21 protein-coding genes are annotated in these 20,983 nt (G+C 57.1%); 13 read left to right on the top strand and 8 right to left on the bottom strand.

What is annotated here, in order from left to right; all coding sequences use genetic code 11:
- The first annotated feature begins 30 nt into the window (after positions 1 to 30).
- Complete coding sequence (locus HBM95_16460; protein NIH44513.1) at positions 31 to 1,074, top strand: DUF1176 domain-containing protein; 1,044 nt, start codon at positions 31 to 33, stop codon at positions 1,072 to 1,074.
- Positions 1,075 to 1,152: 78 nt separating this feature from the next.
- On the opposite strand, the gene tkt is transcribed toward HBM95_16460, so the two are convergent.
- Together tkt and tal are read right to left on the bottom strand one after the other, a co-directional pair.
- Positions 1,153 to 3,141: a transketolase gene (gene tkt / locus HBM95_16455; protein NIH44512.1), complete on the bottom strand. Its 1,989-nt coding sequence runs from the start codon at positions 3,139 to 3,141 to the stop codon at positions 1,153 to 1,155.
- A 19-nt stretch (positions 3,142 to 3,160) separates the two neighbouring features.
- The gene (tal, locus tag HBM95_16450) at positions 3,161 to 4,111 is read right to left on the bottom strand and encodes a transaldolase (GenBank protein ID NIH44511.1); all 951 of its coding nucleotides are present in this window, start codon (positions 4,109 to 4,111) and stop codon (positions 3,161 to 3,163) included.
- 289 nt (positions 4,112 to 4,400) lie between these two features.
- Here tal and maeB point away from each other — a divergent pair, with 289 nt between their 5' ends.
- Positions 4,401 to 6,680, top strand: coding sequence for an NADP-dependent oxaloacetate-decarboxylating malate dehydrogenase (gene maeB / locus HBM95_16445; GenBank protein ID NIH44510.1), 2,280 nt, complete (start codon positions 4,401 to 4,403; stop codon positions 6,678 to 6,680).
- 79 nt (positions 6,681 to 6,759) lie between these two features.
- Here the strand turns inward: maeB and hemF are convergent, their stop codons facing one another.
- Both hemF and amiA read right to left on the bottom strand, forming a co-directional pair.
- Positions 6,760 to 7,659: an oxygen-dependent coproporphyrinogen oxidase gene (gene hemF / locus HBM95_16440; protein NIH44509.1), complete on the bottom strand. Its 900-nt coding sequence runs from the start codon at positions 7,657 to 7,659 to the stop codon at positions 6,760 to 6,762.
- Positions 7,659 to 8,534, bottom strand: coding sequence for an N-acetylmuramoyl-L-alanine amidase AmiA (gene amiA, locus HBM95_16435; GenBank protein ID NIH44508.1), 876 nt, complete (start codon positions 8,532 to 8,534; stop codon positions 7,659 to 7,661). The genes hemF and amiA overlap by 1 nt, the downstream gene beginning before the upstream one ends.
- 212 nt (positions 8,535 to 8,746) lie before the next feature.
- Between amiA and HBM95_16430 the strand changes: the two genes are divergently transcribed.
- The 10 genes from HBM95_16430 to pdxK all read left to right on the top strand — a co-directional run bounded on the left by HBM95_16430 (position 8,747) and on the right by pdxK (position 17,039).
- Positions 8,747 to 9,172, top strand: coding sequence for a GNAT family acetyltransferase (locus HBM95_16430; protein ID NIH44507.1), 426 nt, complete (start codon positions 8,747 to 8,749; stop codon positions 9,170 to 9,172).
- On the top strand, positions 9,159 to 9,608 hold the full coding sequence (locus HBM95_16425; protein NIH44506.1) for a DUF2919 domain-containing protein: 450 nt from the start codon (positions 9,159 to 9,161) through the stop codon (positions 9,606 to 9,608). The genes HBM95_16430 and HBM95_16425 overlap by 14 nt, the downstream gene beginning before the upstream one ends.
- 63 nt (positions 9,609 to 9,671) lie before the next feature.
- The gene (locus HBM95_16420) at positions 9,672 to 10,247 is read left to right on the top strand and encodes an RpoE-regulated lipoprotein (protein NIH44505.1); all 576 of its coding nucleotides are present in this window, start codon (positions 9,672 to 9,674) and stop codon (positions 10,245 to 10,247) included.
- Positions 10,248 to 10,339: 92 nt separating this feature from the next.
- Positions 10,340 to 11,239, top strand: coding sequence for a Dyp-type peroxidase (locus HBM95_16415; protein NIH44504.1), 900 nt, complete (start codon positions 10,340 to 10,342; stop codon positions 11,237 to 11,239).
- A gap of 173 nt (positions 11,240 to 11,412) precedes the next feature.
- Positions 11,413 to 12,426 carry a sulfate ABC transporter substrate-binding protein gene (locus tag HBM95_16410; protein ID NIH44503.1) on the top strand — a complete coding sequence of 338 codons (1,014 nt, stop codon included), beginning with the start codon at positions 11,413 to 11,415 and terminating at the stop codon, positions 12,424 to 12,426.
- The gene (gene cysT, locus HBM95_16405; GenBank protein NIH44502.1) at positions 12,426 to 13,259 is read left to right on the top strand and encodes a sulfate/thiosulfate ABC transporter permease CysT; all 834 of its coding nucleotides are present in this window, start codon (positions 12,426 to 12,428) and stop codon (positions 13,257 to 13,259) included. The genes HBM95_16410 and cysT overlap by 1 nt, the downstream gene beginning before the upstream one ends.
- Entirely contained in the window at positions 13,259 to 14,134 is an 876-nt protein-coding gene (cysW, locus tag HBM95_16400; GenBank protein ID NIH44501.1) for a sulfate/thiosulfate ABC transporter permease CysW, read from the top strand. The genes cysT and cysW overlap by 1 nt, the downstream gene beginning before the upstream one ends.
- Positions 14,124 to 15,218, top strand: a complete 1,095-nt coding sequence (gene cysA / locus HBM95_16395; protein NIH44500.1) for a sulfate/thiosulfate ABC transporter ATP-binding protein CysA — start codon at positions 14,124 to 14,126, stop codon at positions 15,216 to 15,218. Before cysW ends, cysA begins: the two co-directional genes overlap by 11 nt.
- Positions 15,219 to 15,285: 67 nt before the next feature.
- Complete coding sequence (gene cysM / locus HBM95_16390) at positions 15,286 to 16,197, top strand: cysteine synthase CysM (GenBank protein ID NIH44499.1); 912 nt, start codon at positions 15,286 to 15,288, stop codon at positions 16,195 to 16,197.
- Positions 16,198 to 16,202: 5 nt separating this feature from the next.
- Entirely contained in the window at positions 16,203 to 17,039 is an 837-nt protein-coding gene (gene pdxK / locus HBM95_16385) for a pyridoxine/pyridoxal/pyridoxamine kinase (GenBank protein ID NIH44498.1), read from the top strand.
- A gap of 44 nt (positions 17,040 to 17,083) precedes the next feature.
- Here pdxK and crr read toward each other — a convergent pair whose 3' ends face one another.
- The 3 genes from crr to ptsH are packed head-to-tail and all read right to left on the bottom strand — an operon-like array spanning position 17,084 to position 19,663.
- Positions 17,084 to 17,593 carry a PTS glucose transporter subunit IIA gene (gene crr / locus HBM95_16380; protein NIH44497.1) on the bottom strand — a complete coding sequence of 170 codons (510 nt, stop codon included), beginning with the start codon at positions 17,591 to 17,593 and terminating at the stop codon, positions 17,084 to 17,086.
- A gap of 40 nt (positions 17,594 to 17,633) precedes the next feature.
- Positions 17,634 to 19,361: a phosphoenolpyruvate-protein phosphotransferase PtsI gene (gene ptsI, locus HBM95_16375; GenBank protein NIH44496.1), complete on the bottom strand. Its 1,728-nt coding sequence runs from the start codon at positions 19,359 to 19,361 to the stop codon at positions 17,634 to 17,636.
- A gap of 44 nt (positions 19,362 to 19,405) precedes the next feature.
- Positions 19,406 to 19,663 carry a phosphocarrier protein Hpr gene (gene ptsH, locus HBM95_16370; protein NIH44495.1) on the bottom strand — a complete coding sequence of 86 codons (258 nt, stop codon included), beginning with the start codon at positions 19,661 to 19,663 and terminating at the stop codon, positions 19,406 to 19,408.
- A gap of 71 nt (positions 19,664 to 19,734) precedes the next feature.
- Between ptsH and HBM95_16365 the strand changes: the two genes are divergently transcribed.
- Positions 19,735 to 19,920 carry a hypothetical protein gene (locus tag HBM95_16365; protein NIH44494.1) on the top strand — a complete coding sequence of 62 codons (186 nt, stop codon included), beginning with the start codon at positions 19,735 to 19,737 and terminating at the stop codon, positions 19,918 to 19,920.
- 60 nt (positions 19,921 to 19,980) lie between these two features.
- Here HBM95_16365 and cysK read toward each other — a convergent pair whose 3' ends face one another.
- Complete coding sequence (cysK, locus tag HBM95_16360) at positions 19,981 to 20,952, bottom strand: cysteine synthase A (protein ID NIH44493.1); 972 nt, start codon at positions 20,950 to 20,952, stop codon at positions 19,981 to 19,983.
- Between the last annotated feature and the right edge of the window lie 31 nt (positions 20,953 to 20,983).

Below are 20,983 nucleotides of genomic sequence, written 5' to 3'. Positions count from 1 at the left end.
GACCTTTTCGTTTCCGGGGCTGTGCCATTCATGCGCTACTGCGTTTTGCTTCTCTTCTTTTTCTGCGTGCTACCCGTGCCTCTGGTGTGGGCGGCACCTGCGCAGCAGTCTTTCTCAGACTGGCAGGTCACCTGCAATAACCAGAATTTTTGTGTTGCCCGGAATACGGGGGAACATCGCGGTCTGGTTATGACGCTGAGCCGTAGCGCCGGCGCGAAAACGGACGCCAGCCTGCGCATCGATCTCGGCGGGCTTTCGGCCCCTCCGGTAAAAGAGCCGGACATCGCCCCGCGCCTTCTGCTCGACAACGTTCCGCTAAAACTCAATTCACAGCACTGGCAGTTAACGCCCTGGCATCTCAAGACCGACGATACGGGTACCCTCAACGCATTTCTGAAAACTATTCAGGAAGGGCAGGCGCTGACCCTGCGCGGGGGGAAGCAGACGATTTCGCTGGTCGGGCTGAAGGCGGCGCTGCTGTTTATCGACGCCCAGCAGAAGCGCGTTGGCAGCGAAACGGCATGGATTAAAAAAGGGGATAGCCCGCCGCTAAGCGTGCCTCCTGCACCAGCATTAAAAAAGGTGGCCGTGGTGAACCCGACGCCGACGCCGCTGACGCATAGCGAGCTGAACGATCTGCTGGATTATGGAACCTGGCGGATGAACAACAGCCAGTGCTCGCTGGATCCTAACCGCCGTGAAGTACGCGTCACCGCATTAACTGACGACAAAGCGCTGTTAATCGTCAGCTGTGAGGCAGGAGCCTATAACACGGTCGATCTGGCGTGGCTGGTATCACGTAAAAAACCGTTCACTGCCCGCAGCGTCAGGTTACGTCTGCCGTTTACCCCCTCCAGCCAGAGCAGCGACATGGAGCTGATGAACGCCAGCTTTGATGAAAAAACGCGCGAGCTGACGACGCTGGCGCTGGGACGCGGTATCGGGGACTGCGGGATCCAGACGCGCTGGCGTTTTGACGGCCAGCGCTTCCGCCTGGTGCGCTATGCGGAAGAGCCAAGCTGCGATAGCTGGAATGGGCCAGACGCCTGGCCCACGCTGTGGATCACCCGCTAGTTTTACCGGGTGGCGGCTTAGAAAACCTCGAACCGTAGGCCGGGTAAGCGACAGCGCCACCCGGCAACGAAGAACGCACTACAGCACGCTCAGCGCCTTCTCCACCACGTTCTCAACGGTAAAGCCGAAGTACGGGAAGAGCTTGTCGGCAGGTGCCGATTCACCGTAACCCCGCATGCCAACAATCGCTCCTTTTAGCCCCACGTATTTATACCAGTAGTCGGCAATACCCGCTTCCACCGCCACGCGTGCCGCGACGTTGGACGGCAGCACCGATTCCCGATACGCCTCATCCTGGGCGTCAAAGATATCCGTTGAAGGCAGGGACACAACGCGCACCGCGTGGCCTTCGGCGGTCAGTTTCTCCGCCGCTTTCACCGTAATTTCCACCTCGGAACCGGTGGCAATCAGGATCACGTCCGGCTTGCCGCCGCTGTCTTTCAGGATGTACCCGCCACGGGCGATGTTTTTAACCTGCTCCGGGGTGCGCTCGATCTGCGCCAGGTTCTGGCGCGACAGGATCAGCGCCGTGGGGCCGTTGTGGCGCTCAACCGCCAGCTTCCAGCCCACCGCCGCTTCCACCTGGTCGCACGGACGCCAGGTGCTGAAGTTTGGCGTTAAGCGCAGGCTCGCCAGCTGTTCCACCGCCTGGTGCGTCGGGCCATCTTCCCCCAGGCCGATGGAGTCGTGGGTGTAGACCATGATCTGCCGGGCCTTCATCAGCGCCGCCATGCGCGCCGCGTTTCGGGCGTACTCGACGAACATCAGGAAGGTGGCGGTGTAGGGCACGAAGCCGCCGTGATGGGCGATGCCGTTGGCAATCGCGGTCATGCCGAACTCGCGCACGCCGTAGTGGATGTAGTTCCCGGCAATATCCTCTTTCAGTGATTTCGAGCCGGACCAGATGGTCAGGTTACTTGGCGCCAAATCCGCCGAGCCGCCGAGCAGCTCAGGCAGGATTGGGCCGATGGCGTTGAGGGTATTTTGCGACGCCTTACGGGTGGCGATTTTCGCCGGGTTGGACTGCAGGTTTTCAATCATCGCCTGGGTTTTATCGTCCCAGTCCTCCGGCAGGCCGCTGCTCATGCGGCGGGAAAACTCGGCCGCCAGCTCCGGGTGCGCTTTTTTGTAGGCGGCAAATTTTTCGTTCCACGCCTGCTGGGCTTTTTCACCCGCTTCGCGGGCATCCCATGCTCTGTAGATCTCTTTCGGGATCTCAAATGGCGGATACTTCCAGCCCAGCTTCTGGCGGGTTAACGCCACTTCCTCTTCGCCCAGCGCCGCGCCGTGCGCCTCTTCCTTGCCCGCTTTGTTCGGCGAGCCGAAGCCGATGGTGGTGCGACAGATAATCAGGGACGGTTTGTCCTTCACGCTCTGCGCTTCCTGAATCGCTTTTTTCACCGCCTCAGGATCGTGGCCGTCGATCTCGTGCACCACGTGCCAGTGGTAGGCCTCAAAGCGTTTCGCCGTGTCGTCGGTAAACCAGCCCTCGGTTTCCCCGTCGATGGAGATGCCGTTGTGGTCGTAGAAGCCAATCAGCTTCCCGAGCCCCAGCGTGCCCGCCAGCGAGCAGACCTCGTGGGAGATCCCCTCCATCAGGCAGCCGTCACCCATAAAGACATACGTGTAGTGGTCGACAATCTGATGGTCCGGCTGGTTAAACTGCGCCGCCAGCGTGCGCTCGGCAATCGCAAGACCGACGGCATTCGCCAGACCCTGACCCAGCGGGCCGGTGGTGGTTTCCACGCCCGGGGTATAGCCGATCTCCGGGTGGCCCGGCGTTTTAGAGTGCAGCTGGCGGAAGTTTTTCAGCTCTTCCAGCGGCAGATCGTAGCCGGAAAGGTGCAGCAGGCTGTAGAGCAGCATCGAGGCGTGGCCGTTGGAGAGAATAAAACGGTCGCGGTCGTACCAGGTTGGGTCTGTGGGGTTGTGCTTCAGAAAGTCGTTCCACAGCACTTCGGCAATATCGGCCATTCCCATCGGGGCGCCAGGGTGGCCGGAATTGGCTTTTTGTACGGCATCCATACTGAGGGCGCGAATGGCGTTGGCGAGCTCTTTACGGGACATAGTTCACTCCGTGGCAAGGTTAAAGTTTGGCGGCGAGAAGATCTTCAAGTTTGCGCTGGTCGACGGCGAACTGGCGGATGCCGTCAGCCAGTTTTTCTACGGCCATAGGGTCCTGATTGTGCTCCCAGCGGAACTCCGCTTCGGTCATGGCTTTCGGTTTTGGCAGTACAGTAGAGGTAGGCACCAGTTTGCGGATCACCGTTTCGTCGCTCTCCTGCAGCTTTTTCAGCAGATCGGGGGAAATGGTCAGACGGTCGCAGCCTGCGAGCGCGAGGATCTGCTCGGTGCGGCGGAAGCTGGCGCCCATCACGATGGTTTCGTAGCGGTGCTGCTTGTAATAATCGTAGATATTACGCACCGACTTCACGCCAGGGTCTTCCTCTACCACGTACGGATCCATCGGCTGTTTCGCCTGATACCAGTCGTAGATGCGCCCGACAAACGGCGAGATCAGAAACACGCCCGCTTCGGCACAGGCGCGCGCCTGGGCAAACGAGAACAGCAGCGTCAGGTTGCAGTGGATCCCCTCTTTTTCCAGAATCTCCGCCGCGCGGATGCCTTCCCATGTGGACGCGAGCTTGATCAGAATGCGTGACTTATCGATCCCCTGCTCCTGGTAGAGCTCCACCAGGCGGCGCGCTTTGTGAATACTCTTTTCCTGATCGAATGAGAGGCGGGCATCCACTTCTGTCGAAACGCGCCCCGGAATGCTTTTCAGAATTTCCGCACCAAAATTAACCGCCAGCTTATCGCTGGCTTCAGCAACCTGCTGTTCCTGTGTTTTCCCGCGCTGTTTACCGTAGGCAATCGCGTCATCAATCAGATGGCTAAAGTGGGCAAGCCCCGCCGCTTTCAGAAGCAGCGAAGGGTTGGTGGTCGCGTCCTCCGGCTGATAGTGGCGAATCGACTCGATATCGCCGCTGTCTGCAACCACGGTGGTGAATTGTTTGATGCCGTCTAGCTGGTTCATAAATCATTACTCCTTGGAAATAAAAGAGTTAGATGAGTGCGTTAGTTCACACTTCTGAGAAAATCATGATGGACTTAACAAAAAAGCATAGCAGACGGGGCAGGCATTGCTTTTGAGACGGGTAACATGGCTGTTATAAATTGATAACAATTTTTAATGTGTGATGGTGAGAGTTTGGCAGCCTTCAAAGTTTATGCGCTGTCCTGAGGCGATACTAGGCGGCACACCAGGGTGTGCATCAGGATCGCTTACGTCACCCTTTTGATCGATACGTGAAAGGAAAAATAAGATGGATGAGCAGTTGAAACAGAGTGCCCTCGATTTTCACGAGTTCCCCGTCCCCGGTAAAATTCAGGTTTCCCCAACCAAGCCGCTGGCGACGCAGCGGGATCTGGCGCTGGCCTACTCGCCGGGCGTAGCGGCACCGTGTCTGGAAATCGAAAAAGACCCGCTTGCGGCCTACAAATACACCGCGCGCGGTAACCTTGTCGCCGTTATCTCTAACGGGACGGCGGTGCTGGGCCTGGGCAACATTGGTGCACTGGCCGGTAAACCGGTGATGGAAGGGAAGGGCGTACTGTTCAAGAAATTTGCCGGTATCGACGTGTTCGATATCGAAGTGGACGAACTCGATCCCGATAAATTCATCAACGTGGTAGCCGCGCTGGAGCCGACCTTCGGCGGGATCAACCTGGAAGACATCAAAGCGCCGGAATGTTTCTATATCGAGCAGAAGCTGCGTGAGCGTATGAACATTCCCGTGTTCCATGACGACCAGCACGGGACGGCGATTATCAGCACCGCCGCCATTCTGAACGGCCTGCGCGTGGTGGAGAAAAACCTCTCCGACGTGCGCATGGTGGTTTCTGGCGCAGGCGCCGCGGCTATCGCCTGTATGAACCTGCTGGTGGCGCTGGGGATGCAGAAACACAATATCGTGGTCTGCGACTCTAAGGGCGTTATCTACAAAGACCGCGAGCCGAACATGGCGGAAACCAAAGCGGCGTATGCGGTGGAGGACGACGGCAAACGTACGCTTGAGGACGTGATTGACGGCGCGGATATCTTCCTCGGCTGTTCAGGCCCGAAAGTGCTGACCCAGGAGATGGTGAAGAAAATGGCCCGCGCGCCGATGATTCTGGCCCTGGCGAACCCGGAGCCGGAAATTCTGCCGCCGCTGGCGAAAGCGGTGCGCGAAGACGCCATTATCTGTACCGGCCGCTCGGACTACCCGAACCAGGTCAACAACGTGCTCTGCTTCCCGTTCATCTTCCGCGGCGCGCTGGACGTTGGCGCGACGGCGATCAATGAAGAGATGAAGCTTGCCGCCGTTCACGCCATCGCCGAGCTGGCCCACGCCGAGCAGAGCGAAGTGGTCGCCTCCGCGTACGGGGATCAGGATCTAAGCTTTGGCCCGGACTACATCATTCCAAAACCGTTCGACCCGCGTTTGATTGTCAAAATTGCGCCAGCCGTCGCCAAAGCGGCGATGGACTCCGGCGTGGCAACGCGTCCGATTCAGGATTTCGACGCTTACGTCGATAAGCTCACCGAGTTTGTCTATAAAACCAACCTGTTCATGAAGCCGATCTTCTCTCAGGCCCGCGCAGACGCGAAGCGCGTGGTGCTGGCGGAAGGTGAAGAGGCGCGCGTGCTGCACGCTACCCAGGAGCTGATCACCTTAGGGCTGGCGAAGCCGATCCTGATCGGTCGTCCGAGCGTGATCGAGATGCGGATCCAGAAGCTGGGCCTGCAGATTAAGCCGGGCGTGGACTTCGAGATCGTGAACAACGAATCCGATCCGCGCTTCAAAGAGTACTGGAGCGAATACTACGCGATCATGAAGCGCCGGGGGATCACCCAGGAGCAGGCGCAGAAAGCCGTTATCAGCAACACGACGGTGATCGGCGCGATCATGGTCCATCGCGGCGAGGCGGATGCGCTGATCTGCGGCACCATCGGCGACTACCACGAGCACTTTAGCGTGGTGCAGGAGATCTTCGGCTATCGCGACGGCGTCCACACCGCCGGGGCGATGAACGCGCTGCTGCTGCCGAGCGGCAACACCTTTATTGCTGACACCTACGTTAACGACGATCCGTCCCCGGACGAGCTGGCGGAGATCACCGTGATGGCGGCGGAAACGGTGCGTCGCTTTGGTATCGAGCCGAAGGTAGCGCTGCTGTCGCACTCTAACTTCGGTTCGTCCAAATCGGCGGCGGCGTGCAAAATGCGCCAGACGCTGGAGCTGGTGCGCGAGCGCGCGCCGGAGTTGATGATTGACGGGGAGATGCACGGCGATGCCGCGCTGGTGGAAAGCATTCGTAACGAACGTATGCCGGACAGCCCGCTTAAGGGGTCGGCGAACATACTGATTATGCCGAACGTGGAAGCGGCGCGTATCAGCTACAACCTGCTGCGTGTCTCCAGCTCTGAAGGGGTGACCGTAGGACCGGTGCTGATGGGCGTGGCGAAACCGGTGCATGTGTTAACGCCGATTGCCTCCGTGCGCCGCATCGTGAACATGGTGGCGCTGGCTGTGGTTGAGGCGCAGACGCAGCCGCTGTAAGCCTTGTGAGTCGGGTGGCGCGTTCGCTTACCCGACCTACGGGTTGAGTAGGCCGGATAAGCGCAGCGCCATCCGGCAGTTAAACCCAGTCGCGTACTTTAAGGAACTCATACAAGGCAGCCTCCGGGCTGCCTTCTTTTGGCTCGTAGCAGTACTCCCAGCGCACCAGCGGCGGCATCGACATCAGAATCGACTCCGTGCGTCCGCCGGTCTGCAGGCCGAACAGCGTCCCGCGATCCCACACCAGGTTGAACTCCACGTAGCGCCCTCGGCGGTAAAGCTGGAATTCACGCTCGCGCACGCCGTAGTCGGTGTTTTTACGGCGTTCGACGATGGGCATATAGGCATCGGTAAAGCCTTCGCCCACCGCGCGCATAAAGCTGAACGCGGTGTCAAAATCGGGCACGTTGAGATCGTCAAAGAACAGCCCGCCGATGCCGCGCTGCTCATCGCGGTGCTTCAGGTAAAAGTAGTCGTCGCACCACTTTTTAAATTTCGGGTAGACGTCTTCGCCAAACGGCAGGCAAAGATCCCGCGCGGTGGTGTGCCAGTGCACGGCGTCCTCTTCGAAGCCGTAGTAGGGCGTGAGGTCGAAACCGCCGCCAAACCACCAGACCGGATCGGCCCCTGGCTTCTCCGCAATGAAAAAACGCACGTTAGCGTGGCTGGTGGGCACAAACGGGTTATGTGGATGCACCACCAGCGAAACGCCCATCGCTTCGAAGCTGCGGCCCGCCAGCTCAGGGCGATGCGCGGTAGCGGAGGCGGGCATGGCGTCGCCGTGAATGTGGGAGAAATTTACGCCCGCCTGTTCAAAAATACCGCCGTTTCGCAGCACGCGGCTGCGCCCGCCGCCGCCGGCCTCGCGCTGCCAGCTATCTTCCTGAAATTCACCACCGTCTGCGGCGGCCAGTTTCTGGCAGATCGCATCCTGCAGCTGCAGCAGGAAGGTTTTTACCAGTTGAGCATTGGGTTTCATCAACGTTTCCTGGAGTGCGCTTTTTGGTTATCGAACCAGTTGAAGTAACTGATAATGCCGGAGGCGATGGCGTTGGCGATCTTCTGGCGAAACGCCGTGGTGCCGAGCAGTCGTTCTTCTTCCGGGTTGGTAATGAAGGATGTTTCCACCAGCACGGACGGGATGGACGGTGACTTCAGCACCACAAACGCCGCCTGTTCGGTGCTTTTACTGTGCAGGCGGTGCACTGGCTTAATCCGTTTGAGAATATGCGAGCCGAGCGTCAGGCTGTTTTTGATGGTGTCCGTTTGCACGAGATCGAACAGCACCTGCTGCAACAGATGATCTTTGTCAGTGGCCTTCTTTCCGGCCACTTCATCCGCCCGGTTTTCACGGTCAGAAAGGTACTTCGCCATGGCGCTACTGGCGCCACGGTTGGAGAGGGCAAACACCGACGCGCCCGCGGCGGAAGGGTTGGTAAAGCCGTCCGCGTGAATGGACATAAACAGATCCGCACCGTGCTGGTGGGCGATCTCGACGCGGTCGTACAGCGGAATGAACGTGTCGCCCGTGCGCGTCAGGCGGGCGTCAATGCCGTTGCTGCGTAAAATCGATCGCACATTTTTTGCAATCGCCAGCACGACGTGTTTTTCTTTCGAACCGTTTTTGCCAATGGCACCGGTATCAATCCCGCCGTGGCCCGGATCGAGCATCACCAGACGCTTTGCGCCCGGCTTTTTGGTTTTTGGCTTACTGTGTCCGTTACTGGTTTTGAGCGTGCTCTCGTCTTTTGCCTGAGCCTGCTTTGCGATGCCCGTTAACGTTAAGGCCGCCAGCCCCGCTTTGAGAACCTGACGACGCGATGTGAGTGCTTTTAATGGTTTGAATGTGCTCATGCGGCCTGAATACTAAAAAAAGGGGTCCTGGTGTTATATCGTATCGTGTTTCCCGTTACGACAGTCCTTATTGAGAATTGTTTTACTTTTCATTTCAATACGTGACAAAGTGACATTATGCCAAATTTTGGCGAGATTTTCCCCGGTTATTGGCTAAACGCCCCGTTCACGCCATAATCACTGTTTTTAAACCCGAAAAGGCGGTTAATACCATGGAGATACGCGTTTTTCGCCAGGAAGATTTCGAAGAGGTGATCACCCTTTGGGAGCGCTGCGATCTGCTGCGTCCGTGGAACGATCCGGAAATGGATATCGAACGTAAGCTGAATCACGACGTTAGCCTGTTTTTGGTCGCGGAAGTGAACGGCGAGGTCGTCGGTACCGTGATGGGCGGCTACGATGGCCATCGCGGCTCGGCCTATTATCTGGGCGTCCACCCGGAATACCGGGCGCGCGGCATCGCCAACGCGCTGCTTAATCGGCTTGAGAAGAAGCTGATCGCCCGCGGCTGTCCGAAAATTCAGATCATGGTGCGGGAAGATAACGACGTGGTGCTGGGCATGTATGAACGTCTGGGCTATGAGCACGCTGACGTGCTGAGCTTAGGTAAGCGTCTAATCGAAGATGAAGAGTACTGAGATCCACCCGGCTGACTTTGATGCACAGGGCCGCGTCAGGCTGCCGTTTTTATTCTGGTGCGTTTTGCTCCTGCAGGCCCGCACCTGGGTGCTGTTTGTGATGGCCGGCGCCTCGCGCGGGCAGGGCGATACGCTGCTGAATCTCTTTTATCCCGATCACGATGCTTTCTGGCTCGGCTTACTGCCGGGCGTACCGGCGGTGGTGGCTTTTTTATGCAGCGGTCGGCGGCACGTAATCCCGCGTCTGTGGCGCGCCCTTCGCTGGCTGCTGATCCTCGCCCAGCTCGCGCTGCTGTTCTGGCAACCCGTGCTCTGGTGGTTGGGTGAACCGCTTTCGGGTATTGGCGTCGCGCTGGTGGTGGCGGATATCGTGGCGCTGCTGTGGCTGCTGACGAATCCCCGATTACGCGCCTGTTTTACGCAAGAGTCAGATTAGCGCGGCACTTTTTGCCGATGCCGCACTCCAACAAGCGTTGATTTAATTAGAAAGGACGTTTCAATGAAATCGCTGCGTTTACTTTTATGCGCTCTCCCGCTGGCGTTGACCGGCTGTTCCACGCTCTCTTCTATTAACTGGTCCGCTGCGTATCCGTGGAACTGGTTTGGCTCTTCCATCGAAGTCACCGAGCAGGGCGTAGGAAAAATCACCGCGTCGACCGCGCTCAATCAGGACGCTATTCAGGATGCCCTGAGCAGAGACTACCGCCTGCGTAGCGGGATGAAAACCGAGAATGGCAACATTGTGCGTTACTTTGAAGCGCTGAAGGGTGACAAGCTGGCGCTGGTAATTAACGGCGATAAAGGGACGGTGAACCACATTGCGGTGCTGGACGATGCTATCCCGACCGCCAGCGGCGTAAAGGTCGGCACCCCGTTTAGCGATCTTTATAAACAGGCCTTTGGCAACTGCAGCAGCGCCCCTTCAGACGATGGCGTTGCGGTGGAATGTAAGGCGGAAGGCAGCCAGCACATCAGCTATGTCTTCACCGGAACCTGGAGCGGCCCGGAAGGATTGATGCCGTCTGACGACACGCTGAAGAGCTGGAAAGTGAGCAAAATAGTCTGGAAGCAGTAATTTGCGCCTGAACAAACCGCCTCGCTGAAATCCGGGTATAATAGCCGCCATCAATGCCACGCTGACGTGGCATCTTTATTTCAGGAGGAGCGATGTCTCAGGTTCAGAGTGGCATTTTGCCAGAACATTGCCGCGCGGCGATTTGGATTGAAGCCAATGTAAAAGGGGACGTGGATGCCCTGCGTGCGGCCAGTAAAGCGTTTGTGGACAAGCTGGCGACCTTCCAGGCCAAATTCCCCGACGCCCACCTCGGTGCCGTTGTTGCCTTCGGCAATAACGTATGGCGTCAGCTGAGCGGCGGCGAAGGGGCGGAAGAGCTGAAAGACTTTATCCCTTACGGCAAAGGTCTGGCACCAGCTACCCAGTATGACGTGCTGATCCACATTCTCTCCCTGCGTCATGACGTGAACTTCTCCGTTGCGCAGGCGGCGGTCGCGGCCTTTGGCGACAGTATTGAGGTGCAGGAAGAGGTTCACGGCTTCCGCTGGGTGGAGGAGCGCGATCTGAGCGGCTTCGTTGACGGCACCGAAAACCCGGCGGGTGAAGAGGTTCGTCGCGACGTGGCAGTAATTAAAGACGGCGTGGACGCGGGCGGCAGCTATGTGTTCGTCCAGCGCTGGGAGCACAACCTCAAGCAGCTTAACCGCATGAGCGTGCACGACCAGGAGATGATGATTGGTCGTACTAAAGAAGCCAACGAAGAGATTGACGGCGACGAGCGTCCGGTGACCTCTCACCTGAGCCGAGTAGACCTCAAAGAGGACGGTAAAGGGCTGAAGATTGTTCGCCAGAGCCTGCCGTACGGCACCGCAAGCGGCACGCACGGCCTCTACTTCTGCGCCTACTGCGCGCGCCTGCACAACATTGAGCAGCAACTGCTGAGCATGTTCGGTGACACCGACGGCAAGCGCGACGCCATGCTGCGCTTCACCAAACCGGTGACCGGCGGCTACTACTTTGCGCCGTCCGTTGAGCGTCTGCTGGCGCTGTAATGGCCTTTCTCCCTCTCCCTGTGGGAGAGGGCCGGGGTGAGGGCATCAGGCCGCACCCCTTATTCCCTTTTCTGCTTGTAAATCACCAAACGGTATATAAAACCGTTACTCCTTTCATCCCTGTTATAAATATTATGACTATAAGATAGTCATCACATTTATAAGGGTGCGCAATGGCCGTTACTGTACTGAAAAAAGGAACTCTGGCGCTGGCAGGTATACTGCTGGTGGCCCAGGCGCAGGCGACCGAGCTGCTGAACAGCTCGTATGACGTCTCCCGCGAGCTGTTTGCCGCCCTTAACCCACCGTTTGAGCAGCAGTGGGCGAAAGACAATAACGGCGATAAGCTGACCATCAAGCAGTCCCACGCCGGCTCGTCCAAGCAGGCGCTGGCGATTTTGCAGGGGCTGAAAGCGGACGTCGTGACCTATAACCAGGTGACTGACGTGCAGATCCTGCACGACAAGGGCAAGCTGATCCCGGCTGACTGGCAGAGCCGCCTGCCGAACAACAGCTCGCCGTTCTACTCCACCATGGGCTTCCTGGTGCGTAAGGGCAATCCAAAGAACATCCACGACTGGAGCGACCTGGTGCGTTCCGATGTGAAGCTGATTTTCCCGAACCCAAAAACCTCCGGTAACGCACGCTACACCTATTTAGCTGCGTGGGGCGCGGCGGACAAGGCTGACGGCAACGACAAAGCCAAAACCGAGCAGTTCATGACCCAGTTCCTGAAAAACGTCGAAGTGTTCGATACCGGCGGCCGCGGCGCGACCACCACCTTCGCCGAACGCGGTCTGGGTGACGTGTTGATCAGCTTTGAATCCGAAGTGAACAACATTCGCAAGCAGTACGAAGCGCAGGGCTTCGAGGTGGTTATCCCGAAAACCAACATCCTGGCCGAGTTCCCGGTAGCGTGGGTGGATAAAAACGTGCAGGCGAACGGCACCGAGAAAGCGGCAAAAGCCTATCTCAACTACCTGTACAGCCCGCAGGCGCAGACCATCATTACCGATTACTACTACCGCGTGAACAACCCGGACGTCATGAACAAACTGAAAGACAAATTTCCGCAGACCGCGCTGTTCCGCGTGGAAGATCATTTCGGCTCCTGGCCTGAGGTGATGAAAACGCACTTTGCCAGCGGCGGTGAGTTAGACAAATTGCTGGCGGCGGGGCGTAAGTAATGTTTGCAGTCTCGACAAAACGCGTGCTGCCGGGCTTTACCTTAAGCCTGGGGACCAGCCTGCTGTTCGTCTGCCTGATCCTGCTGTTGCCGCTCAGCGCGCTGGTGATGCAACTTGCTCAGATGAGCTGGGCGCAGTACTGGGAGGTCATCACCAACCCGCAGGTGGTGGCGGCCTATAAGGTGACGCTGCTGTCGGCGTTTGTCGCCTCCATTTTTAACGGCGTGTTTGGCCTGCTGATGGCGTGGATCTTAACCCGCTATCGCTTCCCGGGCCGCACGCTGCTTGATGCACTGATGGATCTGCCGTTTGCGCTGCCGACGGCGGTCGCGGGCTTAACCCTCGCGTCGCTCTTCTCCGTGAACGGGCTGTACGGCGAGTGGCTGGCGAAGTTTGATATCAAAGTGACCTATACCTGGCTTGGGATCGCGGTGGCGATGGCCTTTACCAGCATCCCGTTTGTGGTCCGTACCGTGCAGCCGGTGCTGGAAGAGCTGGGTCCGGAATATGAAGAAGCGGCGGAAACGCTGGGCGCCACGCGCTGGCAGAGCTTCCGTAAAGTGGTTCTGCCGGAGCTTTCTCCGGCGCTGATGGCGGGCGTCGCGCTGTCGTTTACCCGCAGCCTGGGTGAGTTCGGCGCGGTGATTTTTATCGCCGGGAACATCGCCTGGAAAACGGAAGTTACTTCGCTGATGATTTTCATCCGTTTGCAGGAGTTTGATTACCCGGCGGCGAGCGCGATTGCTTCGGTGATCCTGGCGGCCTCGCTGCTGCTGCTGTACTCGATTAACACTCTGCAAAGTCGCTTTGGTCGACGAGTGGTAGGTCACTGATGGCGGAAGTTACGCAATTGAAGCGATACGATGCGCCCCGCATCAACTGGGGAAAATGGTTTCTGATTGGCGTGGGCGTGCTGGTGTCCGCCCTCATTCTCGTCGTCCCGACGGTTTATATCTTCGTTCAGGCGTTCAGCAAGGGCCTGATGCCCGCGCTGGAGAACCTGGCGGACCCGGATATGCTGCATGCCATCTGGCTGACGGTGCTGATTGCGTTGATCACGGTACCGGTGAACCTGGTATTCGGTACCCTGCTGGCCTGGCTGGTGACGCGCTTTAACTTCCCGGGACGTCAGATGCTGCTGACGCTGCTGGATATTCCCTTTGCCGTGTCGCCGGTGGTGGCGGGTCTGGTGTACCTGCTCTTTTACGGCTCCAACGGTCCGCTGGGCGGCTGGCTGGATGCGCATAACCTGCAGATCATGTTCGCCTGGCCGGGCATGGTGCTGGTGACCATCTTCGTGACCTGTCCGTTTGTGGTGCGTGAGCTGGTGCCGGTGATGTTAAGCCAGGGCAGCAACGAAGATGAAGCAGCGGTGCTGCTGGGCGCGTCAGGCTGGCAGATGTTCCGTCGCGTGACGCTGCCAAATATCCGCTGGGCGCTGCTTTATGGCGTGGTGCTGACCAACGCCCGCGCGATCGGTGAGTTCGGTGCCGTTTCCGTTGTCTCCGGCTCCATCCGTGGTGAGACCCTGTCGCTGCCGCTCCAGATTGAACTGCTGCAGCAGGACTACAACACCATCGGCTCGTTTACTGCCGCAGCGTTACTGACGCTGATGGCCATTTTGACCCTGTTTTTGAAGAGTGTGGTGCAGTGGCGTTTAGAAAATCAGGAAAAACGTCAGCATCAGGAGGGAAATCATGAGCATTGAGATTGCCAATATTAAGAAGTCTTTTGGTCGCACCCAGGTGCTGAATGATATCTCGCTGGATATCCCTTCCGGACAAATGGTGGCGCTTCTGGGGCCGTCTGGCTCGGGCAAAACCACGCTGCTGCGTATTATCGCCGGGCTTGAGCATCAGACCAGCGGGCATATCCGCTTCCACGGCACCGATGTGAGCCGCCTGCACGCCCGCGATCGTAAAGTGGGCTTTGTGTTTCAGCACTACGCTCTTTTCCGCCACATGACCGTGTTCGACAACATCGCCTTTGGCCTGACCGTGCTGCCGCGTCGCGAGCGCCCGGATGCGGCAACCATTAAAGCGAAAGTGACCAAACTGCTGGAGATGGTGCAGCTGGCTCACCTGGCGGACCGTTTCCCGGCCCAGCTTTCCGGTGGGCAGAAACAGCGCGTGGCGCTGGCGCGCGCGCTTGCTGTTGAGCCGCAGATTCTGCTGCTGGATGAACCCTTCGGCGCGCTGGACGCGCAGGTACGTAAAGAGCTGCGCCGCTGGCTGCGCCAGCTGCATGAAGAGCTGAAGTTCACCAGCGTCTTCGTGACCCACGACCAGGAAGAGGCGATGGAAGTTGCGGACCGCGTGGTGGTCATGAGCCAGGGCAACATTGAGCAGGTTGACGAGCCGGAGCAGCTCTGGCGCGAGCCGGCGACCCGCTTCGTGCTGGAGTTTATGGGCGAGGTAAACCGTCTGCAGGGCACCATTCGCGGTGGGCAGTTCCACGTCGGCGCGCACCGCTGGCCGCTGGGCTATACCTCCGCGCATCAGGGGCTGGTCGATCTGTTCCTGCGCCCGTGGGAGGTGGACGTCAGCCGCCGAACCAGCCTGGATTCACCGCTGCCGGTTCAGGTGCTGGAAGCTAGCCCTAAAGGTCACTACACCCAATTGGTGGTACAGCCTCTGGGCTGGTATACCGAGCCGCTGACCGTGGTCATGCGCGACGACGTGCCGCCGCACCGGGGAGAGCGCCTGTTTGTCGGGCTGCAGCACGCCCGTATTTATCACGGTAACGAGCGGATTGAGACGCGCGAGGATATTGCTCTGGCGGAGTCAGCCTGATAGGTTATTGAGTATGTTTTTCGCCCGGTGGCGTGATGCTTACCGGGCTTTTTATTGAGTAAAAAACGTGAATACACTCGAAAACACCATCGGCAACACGCCTCTGGTCAAGCTTCAGCGTATGGGGCCAGACAACGGCAGTGAAATCTGGGTCAAACTCGAAGGCAATAACCCGGCGGGTTCGGTAAAAGACCGCGCGGCGCTGTCGATGATTGTCCAGGCCGAAAAACGCGGTGAAATTAAGCCCGGCGACGTGCTGATTGAAGCCACCAGCGGCAACACCGGCATCGCCCTGGCGATGATTGCGGCGCTGAAAGGCTACCGCATGAAGCTGCTGATGCCGGACAACATGAGCCAGGAGCGCCGCGCCGCGATGCGTGCCTACGGGGCCGAGCTGATTCTGGTGACCAAAGAGCAGGGGATGGAAGGCGCGCGCGACTTAGCGTTAGAAATGGCCGGGCGCGGCGAAGGTAAGCTGCTCGACCAGTTCAACAACCCGGACAACCCGTACGCGCACTACACCACTACCGGGCCGGAAATCTGGCAGCAAACCGACGGACGCATCACCCATTTTGTCTCCAGCATGGGCACCACCGGCACCATTACCGGCGTGTCGCGTTTTCTGCGCGAGCAGGCGAAAGCTGTCACCATCGTTGGCCTGCAGCCGGAAGAGGGGAGCAGCATTCCGGGCATTCGCCGCTGGCCTGCGGAGTATATGCCCGGCATCTTTAATGCGCAGCTTGTGGACCAGGTGCTGGATCTTCACCAGCGCGAGGCGGAAAATACCATGCGTGAGCTGGCCGTGCGCGAAGGTATCTTCTGCGGCGTTAGCTCGGGCGGCGCGGTAGCGGGTGCGATTCGGGTAGCGCAGGCAAACCCGGGTGCCGTAGTGGTGGCGATTATTTGCGATCGCGGCGATCGCTATCTGTCTACCGGCGTCTTTGGTGAAGAAAGTTATTCGCAGGGGGCGGGGATTTAAGCATCATGGAGATGATTCTATTCCGGGATAATACCCGGGCGCAGCAAACCGACATTGTCGCCGTGCAGTCGCAGGTGGTTTACGGCAGCGTGGGGAACAGCATTGCGGTTCCGAATATTCGTACCCACAGGCTGAACGTTACCGCCGTGCCGACGGTACTGTTCAGCAACACGCCGCACTATGACACCTTTTATGGTGGAGTGATCCCCGACGAGTGGTTCAGCGGCTACCTGAAGGCGCTGGAAGAGCGAGAGATCCTGCGCGAGCTTAAGGCGGTCACCACCGGCTATATGGGCAGTGCCAGCCAGATCGTACTGCTGGCGCAGTGGCTGAAGGCGGTCAAAGCGCAGCATCCTGACCTGCTGGTGCTGGTCGATCCGGTTATCGGCGATATCGACAGCGGGATGTACGTGAAGCCGGATATCCCGCAAGCGTATCGGGAGCACCTGCTGCCACTGGCGCAGGGGATCACGCCAAACGTCTATGAGCTCGAAGTGTTGAGCGGCAAACCGTGCCGTACGCCGGAAAGCGCCATCGCGGCGGCGCAGGGACTGCTCTCTGACAGCCTGAAATGGGTGGCGATCACAAGCGCGCCGGTCGCAGACGACCCGGAAAACATCCATGTGGTGCTGGTGACGAATGAAGGCGTGACCGTCAGCGCGCACCCGCGCGTAGAAACCGATCTGAAAGGGACGGGCGACCTGTTCTGTTCAGAGTTGGTGAGCGGCATTGTAGAGGGGAAAACCGTTGCCGATGCCATTCGCATGGCCGGCGATCGGGTGACTGACGTGATGCTTTATACCCAGTCGAAAGGCTATGACGAGCTTATCCTCCCTGCATAAACAAAAATGGCGCCCGAAGGCGCCATTTTTCTGTGCGGCAAGAATTACTTCTTGATGCGGATAACCGGGGTTTCACCCACGGTGACGCTGCCAGACAGTTTGATCAGTTCTTTGATTTCGTCCATGTTGGAGATAACAACCGGCGTCAGGGTAGACTTGGCTTTTTCTTCCAGCAGTGGCAGATCGAATTCAATCACCGGGTCGCCAACTTTAACACGCTGGCCTTCTTCCGCGATACGTTTGAAGCCTTCGCCTTTCAGTTCAACGGTGTCGATACCGAAGTGAACGAACAGTTCGATACCGCTATCAGATTCGATAGAGAACGCATGGTTGGTTTCAAAAATTTTACCGATGGTGCCGTCAACTGGAGCAACCATTTTGTTGCCAGTTGGTTTGATAGCAATGCCATCACCAACGATTTTCTCAGCAAACACTACATCCGGCACGTCTTCGATGTTGACGATCTCGCCGGAGAGCGGAGCAACAATCTCAATAGTTCCGGAGTCTTTCTTATCATCAGAAACCAGAGATTTCAGTTTATCGAACAAACCCATGATCTTCTCCTAAGCAGTAATTTGGGCCGCATCTCGTGGATTAGCAGATTGTTTTTTCTTCAATGAACTTGTTAACCAGCGTCATTAACTCGTCCGTTGTCGGTTGAGCAAGAGCCTGCTCTGCTAACACCTTCGCATCTTCGAAGTTCGTGTTACGGATAATCTTCTTAATGCGCGGGATGGAAATGGCGCTCATAGAGAATTCGTCCAGACCCATACCCAGCAACAGAAGTGTAGCACGTTCGTCGCCTGCAAGCTCACCACACATGCCAGTCCATTTACCTTCTGCATGAGAAGCATCAATAACTTGCTTGATCAAGTTCAGTACGGACGGTGACATTGGCTGGTAGAGATGTGAAATCATATCATTACCACGGTCAACTGCCAGGGTGTACTGCGTTAAATCATTGGTGCCGATACTAAAGAAATCAACTTCTTTGGCTAAATGACGCGCAATAGTCGCCGCAGCAGGTGTTTCCACCATCACGCCGATCTCAATTGACTCGTCAAACGCTTTACCTTCGTCACGCAGTTCCTGTTTGTAGATTTCGATCTCTTTCTTCAGTGCACGCACTTCTTCAACAGAGATGATCATCGGGAACATGATGCGCAGTTTACCGAAAGCGGAGGCACGCAGGATTGCGCGAACCTGGTCACGCAGGATCTCTTTACGATCCATCGCGATACGAATCGCACGCCAGCCCAGGAATGGGTTCTCTTCTTTCGGGAAGTTCATGTACGGCAGCTCTTTGTCGCCACCGATGTCCATGGTACGGACGATAACCGCCTGAGAGCCACACGCTTCAGCCACGGCTTTATAAGCAGCAAACTGCTCTTCTTCCGTTGGCAGCGCGTCGCGGTCCATGAACAGGAATTCTGTACGATAGAGACCTACGCCTTCCGCACCGTTGCGCTCAGCGCCATCAACGTCGCGGACGGTACCGATGTTTGCGCACACTTCTACCTGATGGCCGTCCAGGGTGATGGCTGGCAGGTCTTTCAGCTTAGCGAGTTCCGCTTTTTCAGTCGCAACCTGCTCCTGAACCGCGCGCAGTTTTTCGATCTCTTCGTTAGTTGGGTTGACGTAAACCAGATTGTTTACGGCATCCAGAATCAGATAATCGCCGTTTTTCACCTGAGAGGTGACGCTACCGGTACCCACGATGGCAGGCAGTTCCAGGGAGCGCGCCATGATAGAGGTGTGGGAGGTACGGCCACCCGCGTCGGTGATGAAACCGAGGACCTTTTTCAGGTTCAGCTGTGCGGTTTCAGACGGGGTGAGGTCAGCGGCAACCAGGATCACTTCATCCTGAATCGCGCTCAGGTCGATGATGGCCAGGCCCAGGATGTTGCGCAGCAGGCGCTTACCGATGTCACGTACGTCAGCCGCACGCTCTTTCAGGTATTCATCATCCAGTTCTTCCAGGGCAGTTGCCTGACCTTCGATAACTTCATGCGCAGCCGCGTCGGCCGTCATGCCTTTATCTTTAATCAGGGCTATGATTTCCTGCTCCAGCTCCTCATCTTCGAGCAGCATGATGTGCCCTTCGAAGATGGCTTCTTTTTCTTCACCGAAAGTTTCGCCAGCTTTAGTTTTGATTGCTTCCAGTTGCGCAGATGCCTTGGCACGACCGCTCAGAAAACGTTCAACTTCCTGATCAACCTTGTCGGCAGAAATTTTTTTCCGGTCGATGACGATCTCGTCTTCTTTCAGCAGCAGTGCTTTGCCGAAAGCGATACCCGGGGATGCTAAAATGCCTGAAATCATAACCCTACCTTACTTGTGACTGATATTTAAAAGAACCCGGAAACTTACTCGAGCTCAGCCATCAGTTTTACCAGATGCTCAACTGCTTTCTGCTCGTCTTCACCTTCAGCAGAGATGGTGACAACGGTGCCCTGAGTCAGGCCCAGAGTCTGCAGTTTAAACAGGCTTTTTGCGCTGGCGCTTTTGCCGTTGGAAGTCACAGTGATTTCAGATGTGAAGCCTTTCGCTTCTTTAACAAACTGAGCAGCAGGGCGGGTGTGCAGACCGTTCGGAGCGGTAATGGTAACTTCTTGCTGGAACATTGTATTTCCCCAACTTATAGGTTTAGTGTTGTGGAACTAAAGTCTAGCCTGGCGACTGAACTTTAGCCTGTATTGTTAGCGCTGACGTTTCGATCGTCATTAAACATTATGCAGCGAAAGCAAGACTTGAACCAAATCATAAAATCGATTCAGCAAGGCTATTTCGTTCACTGATTAATTTCACGCATCAAAATAATTGCTGGTTTAAATACCAGACCCTACGGGGTGAAGCAATGCCAGGAGGGGCAAAAGTTTGAAGCAGGCCACAAAAAAGCACCTGAAAAGGTGCTTTTTTACGCGTTATTAACATGCTGGCACTACTGTTGCAGCTCTTTTTCGGTAAACAGATCGGCAAACAGTGCGGTGCTCAAGTAACGCTCACCCGAGGAAGGAAGGATAACCACAATATTCTTATTGGTAAAGGCTTCATCTTCCTGAAGTTTGAGCGCCGCCGCAACGGCCGCACCGGAAGAGATACCCGCCAGAATGCCTTCTTCATCCATCAGGCGACGCGCGGTAGAGATGGCTTCTTCGTTAGTGATGGTGACGACTTTATCGATCAGCTTCAGATCCAGGTTGCCCGGAATGAAGCCTGCGCCAATGCCCTGTATTTTATGCGGGCCTGGCTTGAGCTCTTCACCCGCCAGTGCCTGGGTGATAACCGGTGAGTCGGTTGGCTCAACGGCAACGGTGATCAGGTCTTTTTTACCCTTTGTGCCTTTAATATAGCGAGACACGCCGGTCAGCGTTCCGCCGGTACCCACGCCGGAGATAAATACATCAACCTGGCCGTCGGTATCTTCCCAGATTTCCGGGCCGGTGGTCTTCTCGTGAATTTCCGGGTTAGCCGGGTTGCTGAACTGCTGCAGCAGCAGGTATTTCGCCGGATCGCTGGCCACAATCTCTTCCGCTTTCTGAATGGCACCCTTCATGCCCTTCGCGCCTTCGGTCAGGACCAGGTTCGCGCCCAGCGCTTTGAGCAGCTTGCGACGTTCAATGCTCATGGTTTCCGGCATGGTCAGCGTCAGCTTGTAGCCACGCGCGGCGGCAACATAGGCCAGAGCGATACCGGTGTTACCGCTGGTCGGTTCCACCAGCTCAACGCCAGGCTTCAGCACGCCACGTTTTTCAGCATCCCAAATCATGTTTGCACCGATACGGCATTTTACGCTGAAGCTCGGGTTGCGTGATTCGACCTTCGCCAGAATGCGTCCATTACCGATACGGTTCAGTCGAACCAGGGGCGTATGACCGATAGTCAGCGAGTTGTCTTCATAAATCTTACTCATGGCCTGTCCTTAACTGTATGAAATTGGGATA

Source organism: Enterobacter asburiae, assembly GCA_011754535.1.
Classification (GTDB): Bacteria; Pseudomonadota; Gammaproteobacteria; order Enterobacterales; family Enterobacteriaceae; genus Enterobacter; species Enterobacter cloacae_N.
Note: the sequence above shows the minus strand (reverse complement) of the source record. Positions and strands in the feature narration are given on the sequence as shown.